Annotated in this window: 16 protein-coding genes; 6 read left to right on the plus strand and 10 right to left on the minus strand. The window is 65.5% G+C overall.

Annotation, left to right across the window (positions count from 1 at the left end; translation table 11 throughout):
* Both HHL22_RS06325 and HHL22_RS06330 read left to right on the plus strand, forming a co-directional pair.
* The gene (locus tag HHL22_RS06325) at positions 1-4,098 is read left to right on the plus strand and encodes a non-ribosomal peptide synthetase (protein WP_169530092.1); all 4,098 of its coding nucleotides are present in this window, start codon (positions 1-3) and stop codon (positions 4,096-4,098) included.
* A complete protein-coding gene (locus tag HHL22_RS06330; RefSeq protein ID WP_169530093.1) occupies positions 4,095-4,859 on the plus strand; it encodes a 4'-phosphopantetheinyl transferase family protein in 765 nt (254 codons plus the stop codon). The genes HHL22_RS06325 and HHL22_RS06330 overlap by 4 nt, the downstream gene beginning before the upstream one ends.
* A 49-nt stretch (positions 4,860-4,908) precedes the next feature.
* On the opposite strand, the gene HHL22_RS06335 is transcribed toward HHL22_RS06330, so the two are convergent.
* Positions 4,909-5,781, minus strand: a complete 873-nt coding sequence (locus tag HHL22_RS06335) for a phosphatase PAP2 family protein (RefSeq protein ID WP_169530094.1) — start codon at positions 5,779-5,781, stop codon at positions 4,909-4,911.
* Positions 5,782-5,965: 184 nt separating this feature from the next.
* Here HHL22_RS06335 and HHL22_RS06340 point away from each other — a divergent pair, with 184 nt between their 5' ends.
* Both HHL22_RS06340 and HHL22_RS06345 read left to right on the plus strand, forming a co-directional pair.
* The gene (locus tag HHL22_RS06340) at positions 5,966-6,832 is read left to right on the plus strand and encodes an aldo/keto reductase (protein WP_169530095.1); all 867 of its coding nucleotides are present in this window, start codon (positions 5,966-5,968) and stop codon (positions 6,830-6,832) included.
* 103 nt (positions 6,833-6,935) lie between these two features.
* The gene (locus tag HHL22_RS06345; RefSeq protein ID WP_169530096.1) at positions 6,936-7,850 is read left to right on the plus strand and encodes a helix-turn-helix domain-containing protein; all 915 of its coding nucleotides are present in this window, start codon (positions 6,936-6,938) and stop codon (positions 7,848-7,850) included.
* Between the two features lie 154 nt (positions 7,851-8,004).
* Here the strand turns inward: HHL22_RS06345 and HHL22_RS06350 are convergent, their stop codons facing one another.
* The 8 genes from HHL22_RS06350 to HHL22_RS06385 all read right to left on the minus strand — a co-directional run bounded on the left by HHL22_RS06350 (position 8,005) and on the right by HHL22_RS06385 (position 15,993).
* On the minus strand, positions 8,005-9,054 hold the full coding sequence (locus HHL22_RS06350; protein WP_169530097.1) for an aldo/keto reductase: 1,050 nt from the start codon (positions 9,052-9,054) through the stop codon (positions 8,005-8,007).
* Positions 9,055-9,239: 185 nt separating this feature from the next.
* A complete protein-coding gene (locus tag HHL22_RS06355; RefSeq protein WP_169530098.1) occupies positions 9,240-10,640 on the minus strand; it encodes an efflux RND transporter periplasmic adaptor subunit in 1,401 nt (466 codons plus the stop codon).
* A gap of 116 nt (positions 10,641-10,756) precedes the next feature.
* Positions 10,757-12,304: a TolC family protein gene (locus HHL22_RS06360; RefSeq protein ID WP_169530099.1), complete on the minus strand. Its 1,548-nt coding sequence runs from the start codon at positions 12,302-12,304 to the stop codon at positions 10,757-10,759.
* Positions 12,305-12,445: 141 nt separating this feature from the next.
* Entirely contained in the window at positions 12,446-13,123 is a 678-nt protein-coding gene (sdaAB, locus tag HHL22_RS06365) for an L-serine ammonia-lyase, iron-sulfur-dependent subunit beta (protein ID WP_169530989.1), read from the minus strand.
* A gap of 143 nt (positions 13,124-13,266) precedes the next feature.
* The gene (locus HHL22_RS06370; RefSeq protein WP_169530100.1) at positions 13,267-13,992 is read right to left on the minus strand and encodes a hypothetical protein; all 726 of its coding nucleotides are present in this window, start codon (positions 13,990-13,992) and stop codon (positions 13,267-13,269) included.
* Positions 13,982-14,380 carry a GntR family transcriptional regulator gene (locus HHL22_RS06375; protein ID WP_169530101.1) on the minus strand — a complete coding sequence of 133 codons (399 nt, stop codon included), beginning with the start codon at positions 14,378-14,380 and terminating at the stop codon, positions 13,982-13,984. Before HHL22_RS06375 ends, HHL22_RS06370 begins: the two co-directional genes overlap by 11 nt.
* Before the next feature lie 13 nt (positions 14,381-14,393).
* Positions 14,394-15,152 carry a hypothetical protein gene (locus tag HHL22_RS06380; protein ID WP_169530102.1) on the minus strand — a complete coding sequence of 253 codons (759 nt, stop codon included), beginning with the start codon at positions 15,150-15,152 and terminating at the stop codon, positions 14,394-14,396.
* The gene (locus tag HHL22_RS06385; RefSeq protein ID WP_169530103.1) at positions 15,136-15,993 is read right to left on the minus strand and encodes an ABC transporter ATP-binding protein; all 858 of its coding nucleotides are present in this window, start codon (positions 15,991-15,993) and stop codon (positions 15,136-15,138) included. The genes HHL22_RS06380 and HHL22_RS06385 overlap by 17 nt, the downstream gene beginning before the upstream one ends.
* Before the next feature lie 309 nt (positions 15,994-16,302).
* Here HHL22_RS06385 and HHL22_RS06390 point away from each other — a divergent pair, with 309 nt between their 5' ends.
* Positions 16,303-17,298, plus strand: coding sequence for a tryptophan 2,3-dioxygenase family protein (locus tag HHL22_RS06390; RefSeq protein WP_169530104.1), 996 nt, complete (start codon positions 16,303-16,305; stop codon positions 17,296-17,298).
* A gap of 8 nt (positions 17,299-17,306) precedes the next feature.
* Positions 17,307-17,885, plus strand: coding sequence for an NIF family HAD-type phosphatase (locus HHL22_RS06395; RefSeq protein WP_169530105.1), 579 nt, complete (start codon positions 17,307-17,309; stop codon positions 17,883-17,885).
* Positions 17,886-17,945: 60 nt separating this feature from the next.
* On the opposite strand, the gene HHL22_RS06400 is transcribed toward HHL22_RS06395, so the two are convergent.
* On the minus strand, positions 17,946-18,545 hold the full coding sequence (locus HHL22_RS06400; RefSeq protein ID WP_241737980.1) for a DUF2911 domain-containing protein: 600 nt from the start codon (positions 18,543-18,545) through the stop codon (positions 17,946-17,948).
* Positions 18,546-18,792 lie beyond the last annotated feature (247 nt).

Consider the following 18,792-nt stretch of genomic DNA (forward strand, 5'->3'; position numbering starts at 1 on the left):
ATGACTGCGCTTAGCAAAACCTCGCCCACGGTGAAAACCAGCACGTTGCTACCCGCCGTGGAACCTGCCGAAACCGCTGCGTTCGACCCCTTTGCGGGCCCGGCCATCTCGCACCTACTACCGCTCACCGAGGCGCAGGCCGAGATATGGGTGGCCTGCCAGCTGGGCGGCAACGATGCCAACCGAGCCTACAACGAGTCGGTGTCGCTACGCCTGCGCGGCCCCCTGCACCGCCCGGCCCTAACCCGCGCCGTGCAAACCTTGGCCGACCGCCACGAGGCCCTGCGCCTAGCTTTCAGCGCCGATGGCCGCTTTAGCTACGTGCTGGCGGCGCTGGCGCTGCCCCTACCGTGCCAGGATGCGCAGGCCGCCCCCGACCCCGAGCAGGCGGTGGCCGACTACCTGGCCCAGGAAGCCCAGCACGTGTTCGACTTGCAGCGTGGACCCTTGGTGAAGGTGGCCCTGCTGCAGCTGGGACCCGCCGAGCACCATTTCGTGCTCACGGCCCACCACCTGGTGTGCGACGGCTGGTCGGCGGGCGTACTACTGCGCGAGCTGGGGGCGGCCTACTCGGCCTACCGCCACAACCGGCCCCTGGCCCTGCCGCCGCCCGCCTCCTTCCGGCAGTATGCCGACCAGCAGCTGGCCCTAGGGCAACAGGTGGCTTATCAGCGCGCTGAGCAGTATTGGCTACAGGAGTTTGCGGACGAGGTGCCCCTCGTGAACTTGCCCACCGACGCGCCGCGCCCGGCCGCGCGCACTTACCGCGCCGCCCGCGCCGACTACCCGCTGCCCCCCGCCCTGACCACTGCGCTCAAGCAGGTGGGGTTGCGGGCGGGCTGCTCGTTCGTGACCACGCTGCTGGTGGCCTTCGAGGCCTTTTTGCACCAGCTGACTGGCCAAACCGACCTAGTGGTGGGCCTACCGGCCGCCGGGCAGCCGGGAGCCGAAATGCCGGAGCTAGTGGGGCACTGCGTGAGTTTGCTGCCGCTGCGCAGTTGCTTCCGCCCCGAGCTTAGCTTCGGCGACTACCTGCGCCAGCGCAAGCCGGCCATCCTCGATGCCTATGACCACCAGCAGCTTACCTTCGGCAGCTTGCTCAAGAAGCTGCCGCTGGCGCGCGACGCCGCGCGCGTGCCGCTGGTACCCGTGGTGTTCAACCTGGACCTGGGCATGGCGGACGGGGTGCAGTTGGAGGGCCTAGGGTACGAATACGCCAGCAACCCCCGCGCCTACGAAGCCTTCGAGCTGTTTGTGAACGCCAGCGGCTCGGAGCGGGCGCTCACCCTGGAGTGGTCCTACAATACGACGCTCTTTCAGCCCGCCACCATTGCCCGGCTGATGGCCGAGTTTACGGCGCTGCTGCAGCGGCTGGTAGCCACCCCGGCCGCCAGCCTGCGCGAGCTAACCGCCGGCCCCGCGCCGGCGCTGCCGCCCGCCTACCAGGCCCTCAACGCCACCACCCACCCTTACCCCGCCACCCAGACCCTAGGGCAGCTGCTGACCGCGCAGGCCGCCGCTAGCCCCCACGCCACCGCCCTGGAGGCGGGCACCCAGCACCTCACCTACCAGCAGCTGCATGCGCAAGCCAACCGCCTGGCCCACTACCTGCGCCAGCGGGGCGTGCAGCCCGGCCACGTGGTGGCCCTGGCCGCCGACCGCAGCGCCGACCTGCTGGTGGCGCTGCTGGCCTGCCTGCAGTGCGGTGCCCCCTACGTGCCGCTCGACCCCAGCTACCCCGCCGAGCGGCTGGCCTTCATGCTCACCGACTCGGAGGCGCAACTGGTGCTGGCTTCGGCGCCCCTAGCGCTAACCGGCCCGGTGGCTGCGCCCGTCGTGCTGCTGGCCGAGGCCCAGCAGGCCGCCGCTAGCTTGCCCACCACCGCTCCCGAGGTGGTCCTCGACAGCGCCAGCCCGCTGTATATGCTGTACACCTCGGGCTCGACGGGCCAGCCCAAGGGCGTGGTGGTGAGCCACCGCAACGCGGTGAACTTCCTGTGCAGCATGCAGCAAGCGCCCGGCCTGGCCGCCACCGACCGCCTGCTGGCCATTACCACCATCTCGTTCGACATTGCGGGGCTCGAGCTGTTTTTGCCGCTGCTGAGCGGCGCCACCGTAGTGCTGGCCCCCACTGAGGCCGTGCGCGACGGCCAGCGCCTGCTGCAGCTGCTTAGCCAAAAGCGCATTACAGTGCTGCAAGCTACGCCCACCAGCTGGCGCCTGCTGCTGGCGGCGGGCTGGAACGCGCCGCTGCCCCTCAAGGCGCTGAGCGGGGGCGAGCCGCTGCCGCCCGACCTGGCCGCCCAACTGCTGGCCCGCTGCCAATCGGTCTGGAACCTGTACGGGCCCACCGAAACCACCATCTGGTCGGCCGTGCAGCGGGTGCGAGCGGGCGAGCCCGTCACCATTGGCCGGCCCATTGCCAACACCCAGTTTTACGTGCTGGACGAGCAGCAGCGCCTGCTGCCGGCCGGGCAGGTGGGCGAGCTGTGCATTGGGGGCGAGGGCGTGGCCCAGGGCTACTGGCGCCGCCCCGCCCTCACGGCCGAGCGGTTTTTGCCCAGCCCGTTTATTCCGCCGCCCAATGGCCGCCTCTACCGCACCGGCGACCTGGGCCAGCTGCTGCCCAGCGGCGAGCTGCAGTGCCTAGGCCGCCTCGACCAGCAAGTGAAGCTGCGCGGCCACCGCATCGAGCTGGGCGAGATTGAGCACGCCCTGCTGGCCCTGCCCGAGGTGCGCGAGGCGGTGGTGACCTTGGCTCCGGCCGCCCCCGGCGACGAGCGCCTGGCCGCCTACGTGGTGCTGGCCCTAGGCCACCCCGCCGCTACCGAGCCGCCCCCGCTGCGCACCGCACGCTGGCGGGCGGCGCTGCTGCGCCAGCTGCCCGCCCACCTGGTACCCACCGACTATACCTGCCTGCCCACGCTGCCACGCACCCTCAACGGCAAAACCGACCGGGCGGCCCTGGCCCAGCTGGGGGGCCTGGCCGCGGCGCCGGCTGCCGAGCCGGCCGCCACGCCAGTGGGCGGCGCGCCCCGCACCGAAACCGAACGGCTGGTAGCCCGCATCTGGCAAGACTGCCTGGGCAGCACCGCGCCGGTGCGCGTAACCGACGACTTTTTTGCCATTGGGGGCCATTCGCTGGTGGCCGTGCGGGTGATGACACAGCTGGAGCGCGCCACCGGCAAGCGCCTGCCGCTGGCCTCATTATTTGAGTGCCCCACCATCGAGAAGCTGGCGGCGTTGCTGGACGAGGCTGGGGAAGCGGCTGGCTTTAACCTGCTGGTGTCCATCAAGCCCACCGGCAGCCGGCCCCCGCTCTACATCGTGCACGGCGCGGGGCTCAACGTATTGCTTTTTAACACGCTGCCCCGGCACATGGCCGCCGACCAGCCCGTGTACGGCCTGCAAGCCAAGGGCCTCGACGGCGTGGAGGCGCCCCTCACCACCATCGAGGAGATGGCCCAGCACTACGTAGAGGCCATTGTGGCGCACAATCCCACGGGGCCCTACGCGCTGGCCGGCTACTCCTACGGGGGCATCATTGCCTACGAGATGAGCCGGCAGCTGCTGGCCGCCGGCCGGCAAATCAGCTTTCTGGGCATGCTCGATACGTATGCCTACCAAACCGCCCAGAACCAGCCGCGGCTGGTGCGGGCCTGGCACCACCACGTTTTTCAAGTTAAGAATCTGCTTTTTAAGGCCTCGCTGCTGCTGCGCCGCCCGAGTTTGGTGCTGCGCTACTACAACCCCACGCTGCTGCGCAAGCTGCTGGCGCAGGTGCGCTACAGCAAAACCCAGCGCCAGGCGCATTACGAGGAGCTGAACGGGCATTCGCACGCCCTGGGGGAAGCGTATGAGGCGGCGCAGCAAGCGTATCAGCTTACCTCCCAGCCGCTGCACCTGCACGTATTTCGCAGCACCGAGCGCGTGTACTACGTCGAGGATGCGACCTACCTGGGCTGGCGGGAGTTTGCCCAGCTCGGCGTGACGATGCACGCTATTCCCGGCAACCACTTCTCGCTCTTCGACGCCCCGCACGCCCAGGCTTGCGCCCAGGCCCTGCAGCAGGCCCTCGATGCTAGCTTGCGGCCGTGACGCCCGGCACCATCACCTGCGCCCACCTGCCGGCCCCGGCCTGGGGGGCGGCGCCCGCCACCGGGCCCCTAGGCCCCGGCGAGGTGCGGGTGTATCGCCTGGAGCACGCCGCCGGGCCGGCGGTGGCCGCGCTGGCCCCGCACGTGCTGCCGCCGCCCGAGCTGGCGCGCGCCGGCCGCTACCTGCAAGCCGCCGACCGGCAGCGCTTTTTGGTGGTGCGCGCAGCGCTGCGAGTGCTGCTGGGGCACCTCACGGGCCAGCTGGCGGCGGCCGTCGAGTTTGCGCAGAGCGCCACCCACAAGCCCCAGCTGCGGGGCAATGCCCAGCTGCACTTCAGCGTGTCGCACACTCGCCGCTGGGCTCTGCTGGCGGTAGCCACCCAGCCCGTGGGGGTCGACGTGGAGGAAATCAGCTCCACGTTTGACTTTACTTCGGTGCTCGACTTTAGCTGCTCGGCGGCTGAGCGCCAAGTTATTGCACGCAGCCCCCACCCGTACCAGCAATTTTACCAGCTCTGGACGCGCAAGGAGGCATTCGTAAAAGCGACTGGCCAGGGCATCGACGAGCAGTTTGCAGCCATCCCCGCCCTCGACGGCTGCCACCAGCTAACAGGGGCCGCCGGCCACGACTGGCTGGTAAGTAGCTTTCTGGTGGTTCCAGGCTTTGCGGCGGCGCTGGCCGGCCCCGCCCCGCCCGCCCTAGGCCCCCCGCAGTTGGCCACCTTGCCCGTGGCCTGGCTTAGCGCGCAGCTAGCTCCCTAGGGCACGCGCTTTTCAGGTTGCTGTGGCTGGCCTCCTGGCGCCCTACCCCCTAGGGGGTAGGGTGCCAACTCAGCTGCAGGCCCAGGCCGCCCGGCAGCGGCACCGGGGCCCAGCGCAACTGCCACTGCGGCGGCCGGGGTGGCTGCTGGCCTACGCCGGGCCGCTGGGGCGGGCGCCGGCCCCAGCGGTGGCGGTGGCTGAGGTAAGCCAGGTGGGCGGCCAAAATACCGTAGCCCGCGCCCGCAAACACATCGGCCTCCCAGTGCTTGTTGTTGAGCATGCGAAAGGCGCCCACGGTGGTGGCCAGGGTGTAGGCGCCCACGCCGTACCACTGGCTTTTGTGGCGCAGCTCGGTGTGCACGATGCTGGCCGCCAGAAACGCCTGCGCCGTGTGGCCCGACGGAAACGAGCGATAGTCGGAGCCGTCGGGCCGCAGCTGGTGGGTGGCGCGCTTGGTAATTTCGACGGCGCCCGCCATCAGCAGCTCCGACTTCACTAGGATAAGCGCCAGGTTGAGGCGGTCGTTGCGGCCCTCTACCCCGAAGGCCAGCACCGCGCCCAGCTCCAGGTAGGGCGCATACTGCAGGTAGTCGTCGAGGTGGTTACTGAAGTTAGGGAAGTGACGCTGAATGTCGGCCCTAGCCTGCTGCGACGAATAAAAGCCGCGGTCGTCGTATACGCTGAGGCCGTAGCCGATGAGGGCGGCCGGCACCACCGTGGCCCGCACCAGCTTGCCCCGGTACCAGGGCGGGCGCGGGGCGGCGGGGGGCGTTTGGTACTTGTGCCGGGTGGTATCGGGGGCGGCGGGCACGGCAGCCACCGAGTCGGGGCGGGCGGGCTGCTGGGCCAGGGCCGGCCCCGCCAGTAGCCAGGTGCTGGCCAGCAGGGCCGTGCGCAAGCCAGTAAATGAGCGGATAACCATAGCCCGGCAAAGTACGGCGGCCAGCACCTACCGGCGGGCGCCAGCACCCGCGTTTTGTATTGCATAAGCCGGGGTTTGTGTAGCTGGGCCGGGGGCGGCGGCCCGGAGCTTTGTAGCAGCCAATCGGCAGGAACCTGGCCCACCGCGCTGGCTTCCCGTTCCCTTCCCTCACCAACTACTTTTTATGACTGCTGCCACGAGCTACGCCCCCACCTTTCGCCTAGGGGGTGATTTGGAAATAAACCGCCTCGGTTTCGGCGCCATGCGCATTACGGGCCCCCAGATTTGGGGCGAGCCGGCCGACCGCCCCGCCATGCTGGCGCTGCTGCGCCGGGCGGTGGCGCTGGGCGTCAATTTTATCGACACGGCCGACATGTACGGCCCCTTCGTGTCGGAAGAGCTGATTGGGGAGGCGCTGGCCCCCTACCCGGCCGGCGTGGTGGTGGGCACCAAGGGTGGCCTGGTGCGCTTCGGCCCGTGGGCTGATTTCCTGAACGATGCCACCCCGCAGCACCTGCACGACGCCCTCGACGGCAGCCTACGCCGCCTCAAGCTCGAGCGCCTCGACCTCTACCAGCTGCACCGCATTGACCCCAGGCTACCGGCCGAGAAAACCTTTGACTTCCTGGCCGAGGCGCAGCGCCGGGGCCGGGTGCGGCACCTGGGCCTTTCGGAGGTGTCGGTAGACGAGATTAAGCAGGCGCAGCAGCACTTCACGGTGGCGTCGGTGCAGAACCGCTACAGCTTATTTGAGCGGGAAGCCGAGCCCGTACTCGATTATTGCCGCACGCAGGGCATTGCGTTTATTCCGTGGTTTCCGATTGGTGGCGGCCAGGATGTGCACGGCCAGCAGGCGCTGCAGGCGGTGGCCGACCGGCACCAGGCCAGCAGCCGCCAGGTGGCGCTGGCCTGGCTGCTGCACCACGCGCCCAACATGCTGCCCATTCCGGGTACGTCCAGCCTGGCGCACTTGGAGGAGAATATGCGCGCCGCCAACCTGGTCCTGACCGAGCAGGATATGCGCGAACTGAACACCCTAGGCGGAGCCTAGGCCCCCCGGCCGGCGCCGGGCAGCCATAACCCGGCGCCAGCCAGGGCGGTTAGTTACTAGCCTTGTTCCTACACAAGTATACTTACTTTTTGCTAGGCGCATTATGAAACAGACGGCCAAAGATTTTCAGGTGTTGGATTCGGTTTCCGACTTTGCCCGGCACTTCGGCTACCCTAGCCCCACCCACCCGCTGCTGACCGTCATCGACCTGGCGGCCCCGCCGGCCCCCGCCGCGCCGCCCGGCCCCGCCCTGCGCCAGCTGTATCTGGTGGCCCTCAAGCGCGATTTTAAGGGCCGCCTGCGCTACGGGCACGGGGCCTACGATTTTAGCGAGGGTGTGCTGGGGTTTTACGCGCCCGGCCAGCTCTGCGCCGGCGACGGGCCGGTGGATACCTCGGAGCTGAGCGGCTGGCTGCTGGTGTTCCACCCCGATTTGCTGGCCCGCTACCCCCTAGGGCAAAAAATCAGCAGCTACCAGTTTTTTTCCTACCAGGTGCATGAGGCCCTGCACCTGGCGGCCCGCGAGGAAGACGTGCTCAACGAGCTGGCCGCCAGCCTGCGGCGCGAAAGCGAGCAGCCCACCGATGCCTTCAGCCAGGATGTGCTGGTGGCCCAGCTCGACCTGTTGCTGAACTACGCTAACCGCTACTACCACCGCCAGTTCCAGACCCGGCGCGTGGGCCCGCACGACTTGCTGAGCCGCTTCGAGGCGCTGCTGGCCAGCTACGTGGCCCACGCCGCCGAGCAGCCCCTGCCCACCGTGCAGCACTTCGCTGATGCCCTGCACGTGTCACCGGCCTACCTTTCGGACATGCTGCGCACCCTCACCGGCCAAAACACCCAGCAGCACATCCACCAAGCCATTTTGGAGAAAGCAAAATCGCTGCTGCTCAGCACCTCACTCAGCATCAGCGAAACGGCCTTCCGGCTGGGCTTCGAGTACCCGCAGTATTTCAGCCGCTTGTTTAAAAGCAAGACTGGCCAGACGCCGGCCGAATTTCGCCTGAGCAGTAATTGAGCCCTAGGGTAATGTAATGGGATAAAACAAGGCGGTCATGCTGAGCTTGTCGAAGCATCTCTACCGCGCAGTATCGTTCGGTAGAGATGCTTCGACAAGCTCAGCATGACGGACGTTTTTTCATGATTCCCCATTACCCCTATTACCAATCACGCTACTCCCAGCCTCGCACCGCATGCCCGCCGAAGATACCGCGCTGCACCGCCGGGCTAATAATACCGTAGGGAAATACCGGCGCGGGGGCGCTGGCTTCGTTCAGCTTTTGCAGCTGCTCGGGCGCCAATTTCACTTCCAGCGACGCCAGGTTGTCGGCTAGCTGCGCGGGCTGGCTGGCCCCGATGATGGTGCTGGCCACGCCGGGCTGGGCCTGCACCCAAGCCAGCGCCACCTGCGCCAGCGGGCGCTGCAGCTGCCCGGCCACTTCGCGCAGCGCGTCGAGCACCTGCCAGTTGCTTTCCGTAAACTTGCTGTCGCCAAAGGGATTAGGGCCGCTCAGGCGGCCTTCGCCGCCGGCTTTGGGGTTTTCGCGCTGGTACTTGCCGGCCAGGAAGCCGGCGGCCAGGGGGCTCCAGGGGCACACGCCCAGCCCTAGGGCCCGCGCGGCGGGCAGCAGCTCGTACTCGATGGTGCGGCTCACCAGCGAATACTCCAGCTGCAGGGCCACCGGGCCGGGCACGCCGTGCGCCTGGGCCAGCATGGCCAGTTGGGTGGCCCACCAGGCTGGCACGTCGGAGAGGGCGTAGTAGCGGATTTTGCCGGCCCGCACTAGGTCGCCCATCGTTTGCAGCACCTCGGCGGCGGGCGTCACCCCGTCCCACACGTGCGCCCAATACAAGTCCACGTAGTCGGTTTTCAGGCGCCGCAGCGAGGCATCCAGCGCCTGGCAGACGTGCTTGCGACCGTTGCCGCCCGCGTGGGCGTTGCCGGGCTGGGTGTTGAAGCCGCTTTTAGTGGCCAGCACCAGCTGGTCGCGCAGGCCTTGCTGGGTTACGTACTCGCCCACCAGCTCTTCGCTGCGGCCCTTAGCGTACACGTCGGCGGTGTCAATAAAATTGCCGCCGGCCTCGACGTATTCCCTGAAAATCTGCGCCGACACGTCGTCGGCCGAGCCCCAGCGCGGGGTGCCAAACGTCATGGTGCCCAGGCACAAGGGGCTAACTACCAGGCCCGAGCGGCCTAGGGTGCGAAAATCGGTGAGGGACATGGCAGGGGAAAACGGGATGGTTGACCGTACCACAAAAGTCAGCCCGGCCTTGTTTGCGCCACGTATACAAACCAGCGCTTTCAGGGCATATTTCGCCGGAAATCCACCTAGGGTGGCTGGCAGCAAAAACGGCGACCTAGGGGGCCGCCGTTTGTCTTAGCACCTAGCCCTAGGGCCACCCGCGCCTACTTGCTAGTGTTGTCGGCCAGGGCTTCTTTGCTGAGGCTGGCGGCGTCCTTCACCGTTACCAAGGCGCCATCCTTCAGGGTTTTCGACACGGCGCGGAAGGGGCCGCTGGCTACCTGGGTACCCGCCGTCAAGCCGCTCTTTATCTGGATGTTCTGGAAGTCGCTGATGCCGGTTTTCACGGGGGTCATCACGGCTTTGCCGTTTTTCAGCACGAATACCACTTCCTCAATCTTGGGCTTGGGCGCGTTTTTGGCGTCGTCGCTAACCTGAGCAGTAGCGCCGCGCGGCCCCACGCGCGGGCCATTGGGGTTGTCCTTCTTAATTTCCGCCGAGTCGGAGCGGGTGGTTACGGCGGCCAGCGGCACGCTCAGCACCCCATTCTGGCGGTCGGCAATAATATCCACCGAGGCCGTCATGCCCGGCCGGAAGGGCACCGTGGCGCGGCCGCTGGCGCCGGCTTTCAGCAAGTGGCGGTAGCTTTCGGGCAGCAGGCGCACCCGCACCTCAAACTCGGTTACCGACTCGGCGGTGAGCGCGTCCTTGGCCGTGTTGGCAATGGCTGTCACGATGCCCTTAAACTTCTCATCCTGCGTCGCATACGAGTCCACTTCCACGTCGGCCGAGTCGCCGAGCTGCACCCGGATGATGTCGTTCTCGTTCACACTTACCCGCACTTCCATGTTGTTGAGGTTGGCAATGCGCATAATCTCGGTGCCGGCCATTTGGCTGGTGCCCACCACGCGCTCCCCCTTCTTCACGTTGAGCTTGCTCACGGTACCGCTCACGGGCGAGTAAATCGTGGTTTTGTTGAGGTTTTTCTGGGCTTCCGTCAGGCCGGCCTGGGCGCTGCGCACGCTGCTTTGGGCGGCGTTTATCTGGGCCCGGATGGCGCGCAGCTGCTCCTGCGAGGCGTTGTAGGCGGCCTGCGCGGCCTCGTAATCCGACTGCGAAATCACCTTCTGCTTGAACAGCGAAGCCTGACGGCGGTAGGTCAGCTCGGTTTGGCGGGCGTTGGCGGTTTGCTGCTCCAGCTGGGCCTGGGCCTGGCTCACGTTGGCGCGCTGGGTGCCCACCATGGCCGTTTGCTGGCTCACGGCCGCCTGGTAGTTGTCGGGCCGAATACGCAGCAGTAGCTGGCCCTTCTTCACCGAGTCGCCCTCCTGCACGTACAGCTCGGTGATTTCCCCCGATACGTCGGGCGAGATTTTCACTTCCGTTTCGGGCTGCACCTTACCCGAGGCGCTCACCTTCTCCACAATGTTGGCCGGCCCGGCCGTGGCGGCCGTTACCTCCACGCCCTTGGGCTGGCCCCACCAGCCGGCTTTCTTGCCCACCACAAAGCCCCCAATCAGCAACACCACGGCTACCAGTAGGCCAATCAATACTTTGTTGTTCATTTTTAAGCTGTTAGCTATTAGCCGTTAGCTGCTAGCTTTTTAGGATAAAGAAGTAAATAGGCAGTCAGCTACAAGCTGCATGAAAGCTTCCGCTAGCAGCTAATAGCTCAATGAACTCAGAGTGCCAGCGGCTTACCCTCGTAAAAGTCGAGCACCTTGCGGCGAAAGATAAAGGTGTACTTGGCTTGCAGCTGGTTGGAGATGGCAAAGTTGAGGTTATTCTTGGTCACGTTGAACTCGGTCCCGCTGAGCAGGCCGTTGTTGAAGCGGATTTCGGCGTTGCGCTGCGTGGTAGTGAGGGCCGCCACCTGGCGCTTGGCGGCGGCATACTGCAGCTGGGCGGCGCGGGCGTCGGCGTAGGCCTGCTCGATGCTTTGGCGCAGCGTGAGGCGGGCCTGCTCGGCCTGCAGCTGCACCTGCTGGGCGTTGATGAGCGTGCGCTGCACGTTGGTGCGCACCTGCAAGCCGTTGAGAATCGGGATACTAAGGGCGAACTGCACCTGCTGGCCCAGGTTTTGGTTGAGCTGGTCCCAATAGCTCTGGGGCAGCGTGGTCACGTTGCGCTGGTAGGTAATGACGCTCAGCGGGGTGAGCGGCCCGCCGGGCGTGGTGGGATTTTGCACGAAGAAGGTCGTGCGCCGCGCCGTCGAGTCGCCGCCAATCTGCGTGACCGTGCGGGCCGACGAAAAGCCGCTGAAGATGCTCCCGGCCAAAATCAAACGCGGGTAGTAGGCGCCGCGGGCCAGCTCGACGCTGCGGCCGGCGCTGAGCACGCGCAGGTCGGCGGCCTTGATTTCGGGCTGGCGGGTGGCGGCGCCCTGAAATAACTCGTTGGTGTTGATTACCAACGCATTTTCCTCGTCGGGGTCGGGCAGGTTGGGCACCTCCAGCTGAAAGTCGGGGTTGGCGGCCGGGTCCAGGTTGAGCAGCTGCAGCAAATTCAGGCGAGCCACGTTGGCTTGGTTTTGCGCGGTCGTCACGTTCAACTCGTCGGTGGCCAGCTGGCTTTGGCTGTCGAGCAGGGTGCTTTCCGGAATGCTGCCGGCTTGCAGCAGCAGCTTGGTGCGGGCAATCTGCTCCTGGTCGCGCGTGACGTAAAACTGGTTGGCGCGCACCAGCTCCTGAGCCAGCACGGCCTGCAAAAACGCCGAAGCCACGTTGAGGCTCAAGTCGTTGCGCGCCTTCTGCACGTCGGCCTGGCTGGCCTGCAAGTCCAGGGCATTGCGCCGGATGGTATTGCGCAGCTGGAAGCCCTGAAACAACACCAGCTGCGAGTTGCCCGACACGTTGTTGGAGCGCACCGTCTGGCTCTGAAACTCATACGTGAGCGGGTTGACGCTGGTGCCGTACTGCCAGGCCTGGGTGGCGCTGATGTTGGCCGTGGGCAGCAGCGCGGCCTTGCTTTGGCGCAGCACCTGGGCGTTGTTCTGCACCGTCAGCTGGTTGATGCGCACCCCAATGTTGTGCTCCAGGGCGTAGTCAATGGCCCGCTGCAAGCCCCAGGGGCCGGTGGCGGCTACGGCGGGCGTAGCCAGCACGGCCGGGGGGGAGGCCGGGAGGGCCGGCGGCACGGTTTGGGCCGCCAGGGGCTGAGTGGCCAGCAGCGCAGCCAGGGCGGCCAGCGGAGCGCCGCCGCGCCGGCCTAGGGTACTTAGTGCAGACATAGCAGAGAAGAGGTTAGGCAAAGGTGGGTTGCTCACCGGGTTTTCACCAAAAGTTTAGGCCTAGGCCTTGGCTGACTTAGAGAACTGACTGGGTGTATCGCGCAAGCAGAGGCGGCATTACAGCCCGCCGTTTCATCGTCCTTATTCCAGCGTGGGAATGTAGGTGAGGCGGTGCACCCAGCTGAGGTGGCGCAGGTACCCTAGGGTGATGTCGGGCAGCGGCGTGTCGGTTTCAATGAACTGGCGGGCGGCTTCGTGCTTGCCCTTGCGGCTCACAAACATGGTGGCAATGTTGCAGTCGTCGTGGGCGATGACGCTGGCAATGAAGGCAATGGAGCCCGGCACGTCGTCGGCGTCGATGATGAGCGTGTGCAAGGAGCCCGAGAAGTCGCACCCGAAGCCATCGACTTCCACGATGCGGATAACGCCGCCGCCCCGGCTCTGGCCTACTACCTCCACGCGGTGCCCGCCGGGCCCTACCAGGTTGAGCTTGATGGTGTTGGGGTGCAGCGTCGAGGCGTTGCCCACGCTCTGAAACGTGTACTGCAGGCCCGCCGCGGCGGCATGGTCGAAGGCCGTGCGGATGCGCTCGTCGTCGGGCGGGTAGCCCAGCAGGCCGGCCACGATGGCGCGGTCCGAGCCGTGGCCCTCGTAGGTGCGGGCAAAGGAGTTGTAGAAGGTGATAACGGCCTCGGTGGGCAGCTCGCCCAGAATGCGGATGGCGGCGCGCGCAATGCGCACCACCCCGGCCGTGTGCGACGAGCTGGGCCCAATCATCACAGGGCCAATCATATCGAAGATGCTGGATTTTTCGGCCATGCGGGTTTCATATTTTTCAGCACCAAAGAACGTCATGCTGAGCTTGTCGAAGCATCTCTACCGAACAATCCCTAGGGGCGCGATAGAGATGCTTCGACAGGCTCAGCATGACGTTCTTTTAGCTTCTGGGTGGCGTTCCGTCCCTACCGCTGCACCAGCGCCCCTAGGGCCTGCCCGCGCAAACTCAGCTGCACGCTGTCGCCGAGCTGCGTATGCAGGCGGGGGATGCGCACGCCGTTTAGCTCCAGGGTACCCAGGTTGTCGCAGCGCAGGCTCGCGGCCGCAATGTGGTTGTCGTCGTCGAGCAGCAGGGCGGTGTGGCTGCCGGGAGTGCGGCCAGTTTCGGCGGCGAGGTAGCCTAGGCGGTTGGCAGCCAGCTCGATGCGACTGGACCGGTCGGCCTGCACGCGCAGCGTATCCTGCCCAAAGCCCTGCACCAGCACTCGGTAGCGGGGCCCGATACGGGTGTCTTCCACTCGCTTGCCCGCCTCCATTGCGACGGCATCGGCGCTAAGGGCGGCCAGGCGCGGGCAGCTAATTACCACGGCATCGTTTGGCAGCCAGTGCCACTGCTCGGGAAACACCGCACTGACCACCAGGCGGCGGCCCTGCTGCGTTACGTGCAGGTACTTGGCGGCGTCGGGGCTCAGGCGCACCCCAAAAGAGCCAGCCACAATCTTGACGCCCGCGGCGCTGGCGGCGGGTACGGCCACCTCGTCGAAATCCTTAAACTTCAAGCGACTATACTCGCGCAACGGGTCTTTGTAGGTGCCGCTGCGGTACTCGGCGCGCAGTGCCATGTTATAGGCCGTCAGCGACCCTAGGAGCACTAGGGCGGCAATGAGGAGCAGCAAGTTGCTAGTTTTCATGGGGAAGGGGCGCCGGGGTAGCGGCCGGCGCGGCCGAATACTGGTCGTAGCGCTGGCGCAGCTCCTCGAAGCCAATGCCCAGCAGCGAAATGGTGTTGAAAAAAGCCGGCAGCTCCTGCTGCAGGAAGCGCTCGCGGCGGTAAGCCCGCACGCGCTCGTCGGCGTCGGGCGCCACGAAGAAGCCGATGCCGCGCTTGTTGGTAATCGCGCCCTGGCTTTGCAGGAAGTCGTAGGTGCGCATCACTGTATTGGGGTTCACTTGCAGGTCGGCGGCCAGGTCGCGCACCGACGGAATTTTTTGCTCGGGCGGCCACTGCCCCCGCAGGATATTCTCGCCCACGTACCCGGCTATTTGTAGGTAAATGGCCTCGTTGTCATTGAATTGCATAAGCTAGAAAAAATTAAAGCTGCTGCTCGGTGAGGCGAGCGTAGGCGGCGGGCCACAGCAGCAGCACCAGGGCCACGGGCACCCAGCTCAGCCACTGCACCTGGCTTTCGGGCAGGCTCAGCCGGGGGCCGTCGTGCAGCTGTATCCAGCTGAACGGCAGGCTAAAGCCAAGCTTGGTGCCCAGCAGCAGCCCTAGGGCCCCGTAGTTGAGCAAGCTGAGGATGGCAATGACCCCAAACAACAGGAAGCCGGTGCGGACGAAGGGCTGGCGCCGGAAAAAGATGCTGCCCCACAGCGCCACGGCATGCAGCAGCAGAAAGTATACCAGCATACTCCGCAGCCACGTCTTATTGTCTAGCAAGTTGACTAGCCCATCGGTGCGGTCGGCGGCGGCCAGCACCAGCCAGTCGGCCAGGTAAAAGGCGGCCGTGAACACCAGCAGTACCCCCGGCACCGAAAACAGCCAGGCCACCAGGTATTTTTCGAAGTGCGAGGCGGGCAGCGTGAGGGCCAGCGCGGCCGAGCTGCCCTGGCTGTACTCGGCCAGGGCCGTGCTGGCAAAGAAGGCCGCCGCCCCCATCAGCCCGAGGGTGTAGATGGCTACTTGCCCGCCCTGGCTGGGCGCGCCGTTGTTCAGGTAGCTCAGGAAGCTGAAGATGGCCAGCAGGCCCCCCAGCAGCACGATGCTGCCTAGGGCATAGGCCGAAAAGTGCTCGGCGGTGTGCTTGCGCAGCAGGCGGCCGAAGCGAACAAAACTAAAATACTGGTTCATGGCGGTGGGTGGCGAGGTAAGCGGCCACGGCCGACTGCGGCGTGGTCAGGGCGTTGAACAATACTTCTAAATCGACGCGGCTGAAGGCGCCGGCTTCGTTGGGGCGGATGACCTGCTGGCCCCGCACCGAGGCCTCGTGGTAGAGCACGCCGGTGGCATCGGCGCCGGGCGCTAGGCTGCCAAATGCCAGCTGCTCGGCCAGCTCATCAATGGTGTGGTTGAGCACGATGCGGCGCTGGTGCAGCACCAGCACAGTATCAATCAGGCTGTCGAGGTCGCGCACCTGGTGGGTGGAAATCACCACGCAGCGCTCGTCGCCCAGGGCCCGCGCCACCAGCTTGCGAAACTGGGCCTTGGAGGGAATATCCAGCCCGTTGGTGGGCTCGTCGAGCACCAGCAGGCCCGTGTTGGTGGCTAGCGCAAAGGCGATGAGCGCCTTCTTCTGCTGCCCAAACGAGAGCTTGTCGAGCCGCACGGCCGGGGGCACATCCAGCTCGGCGAGGTAGGCGGTGTAGGCGCCGTGGTCGAAGCGCGGGTAGAAGGCGCCGGTGCTGGCGGCCAGCTCGTGGGCCGTGGCGGCGGGCGCTTTCACGTCCTCGGGCAAGAAAAACAGGTCTTGCAGGGTGGCGGGCCGGCGCCGGGCGGCCGGGTGGCCGTTCACGTCGCAGGTGCCGGCCTGCGGAAACGCCAGGCCCACGATGTTCTTGAGCAGCGTGGATTTGCCGGCCCCGTTCTTGCCCAGCAGGCCGTAGATGCGGCCCGGCAGCAAGTCGAGGCTCAGGTTTTCGAGCTGCAGCGCCCGGCGCGAGTAGCCGAAGTGCAGGTGGCGGATGCGTACCATAGGGTGAGAGCTTAGTGTCTTGGTGTTCTACTTTACTAGTACACTGCAAATGTGTAGCACCGGTGTGGTAGTTGGTACTCGATGGGGCAAGAATATTTTTAGGGTTCAGTGGATTTTAGATAAGCCCGTCATGCTGAGCCCCGCGAAGCATCTATATCGCGCCCCTAGGGTATCGTTCGGTAGAGATGCTTCGGCAAGCTCAGCATGACGGGCTTTCTTTACATAGCCCACTACCACCCGCCCCCATAACCCGACCACCTACCCAGCACCGGCTGCCGATATTTGCGGCCCCGCCGACTTTGCGTTGCCATGCCCGACCAGCCCCTAGCCCCCTCTTCGCCCGAAAGCGAGTTTTCGCCCGCCGTGCTGGCCCAGCTGCGCCGCTTGCAGCAGCGCTACGCCGCCGATGGCCAGGACCTGGCCGCCTACCTCGAAGGCCTGCTGCACGCCGAGTACGTGCACTACTGGGACTACATTGAGCTGGAGACGCTGCTGAGCTTGCAGCGCCCGCTCACCCGGTTTCCCGACGAAACCATCTTCATCATCTACCACCAGGTCACGGAGTTGTACTTCAAGCTGTGCTTGCACGAGTACGAGCAGCTGGGCGCCCTGGAGCAGCCCACGCTGGGCGAAGTGGTGCTGCGCCTGGGGCGCATCAACCGCTACTTCGACACGCTCATCAACTCGTTCGACGTGATGGTGGACGGCATGGACAAGCAGCAGTTTCTGCAGTTCCGGCTGACGCTGATGCCGGCCTCGGGCTTCCAGAGCGTACAATACCGCTTCATTGAGCTGGCCAGCACGGCCCTGGCCAACCTAGTGCCCGAGGAGCGCCGCCGCCTGCTGGGCGATGCCCCTACCCACGAGCAGTACCTAGGGTGCATTTACTGGCAGGCCGGCGCCACGGTGGAAGAAACTGGCGCCAAGGCCCTCACCCTGACCGAGTTCGAGAAGAAATACACTGGCCAGCTCATCGACTTCGCCCGCCGCCACGAGCATACCAACGCCTGGGCCGTAGTGCAGCGTCTGCCCGAAGCCGAGCGCCGCCACCCTAGGCTGGTGCGCGCCCTCAAGCAGCTCGACGTGAACGTGAACGTGAACTGGCCGCTGATGCACTACAAGTCGGCCGTGCGCTACCTGCAGCGCGACCCCAAGGACGTGCCCGCCACCGGCGGCACCAACTGGCGCACCTACCTGCCCCCCAAGTTTCAGCGCCGCATCTTCTACCCCCAGCTCTGGACCGCCCAGGAGTTGGAAGACTGGGGCAAAGGCTGGGTGGAAGCCGTGCTGGAAGAGGCGGGGTAACTTGCCGTATGCCCGAACCCATCCTCCTGATTCTAGACCTGGATGAAACGCTAATCCACGCCACGACGCGGCCGCTCGAAAGGCCCGCCGACTTTCAGGTTTTTCAGTACCACGTGTATAAGCGACCGGGCTTGGATAGCTTTCTGCGTGAGCTGGCCGCGCACTTTCAACTCGCCATCTGGTCATCGGCCAGCGACGACTACGTTCGGGAAATCGCAGGTCATATTTTGCCACCCAGTATTCCGCTGGCTTTTGTCTGGGGGCGCTCGCGCTGCACGCCGTTCCTGTTGCCGCGGGCCGACGAGCAGGAATATTATGACCTATACACGTCGAGCAGCTACGAATATGCCAAGCGCCTAAAGAAGGTGCGACGGCGTGGCTACGACTTGCGCCGGGTGCTTATAGTAGATGATACTCCTGCCAAGGTGCTGCATAATTATGGCAACGCCATCTACCCAACTCCCTACGCAGGACAGCCTAACGACCAAGAGCTTAGCCAGCTCACCGCCTACCTACGCTCACTCAGCACTGCCGAAAACGTGCGTACTATAGAGAAGCGTCACTGGCGAAGCCACTGGGTGCCCTAGGCCTAAAAAAGCCCCGGCCAGTAGCTGACCGGGGCTTTTGGTGACTTTGGCAGCCTAGGGCTACTTCACTATAAAATCGGCCTCGGTGGTGCCCCAGAGCATGGCCACTTTGCCCGATTTATCAACGTTGATGGTGAACTGCTCGGTGGGCGTAGCTACCTGCTTGGCTGGCACTTTCACGCGCAGCACGTCGTCGGCCGCTTTATAGTCGAAGGCGCCCCACTGCTTGGCGGTTTTATTGAAGATAACCGTCCACTCCGAGGGGCCGGGGATGGTAAAGAGGCCGTAGGTGCCGGCGGCCAGGGACTGGCCGTTGATTTTCACGGGCTTGCTCACGGTGAAGGTGGTGGCCTCATTGGCGCCGGTGCGCCACACCTCGCCCACGGGGGCTAGGGGGCTTTTGTCGCCAAAGGCGGCGCGGCCTTTCAGCGAGGGGCGGCTGTAGTCGATGGTGACTTCGGTGCCGCGCACGTCGGCTTTGGCCACGGCCGGGGGGCTAGGGCGCTTGCTCTTATCCTCGGGCATTTTCTTGGCCGGGGCGGTAATGGTGCCAATGACCGGCGGCTTGGGGTCGTTGGGCGAGGGCATGGCCTGGGCCATAGCGGCGGCAGCGGGCAGCAGGACGGCCCCGGCCAGGGCGGCGAAGGAAAAAAGCTTCATGGGGTGAGAAAGAATTGGTAAGCTGGTGGGTAAGCCGGGAAAGGGGCCACTTGTTTAGGCTGCAAAGTAACTACCTGACAGCTAGACCCCTACCAAACCCGCTACAGACCCAGGAGCCGCCTCTTCAGTCCTATACCCGCGGGTTCGGCTCTCGCCCAGGCACCAGTACACCAGCAGCGAGAGCAGGGTGCCGCCAGTCACGTACTACCCGTACCCACTGTACAGCGCTATAAAGCTGCCGTTCAAG

This window comes from Hymenobacter polaris, from assembly GCF_012927305.1.
Classification (GTDB): domain Bacteria; phylum Bacteroidota; class Bacteroidia; order Cytophagales; family Hymenobacteraceae; genus Hymenobacter; species Hymenobacter polaris.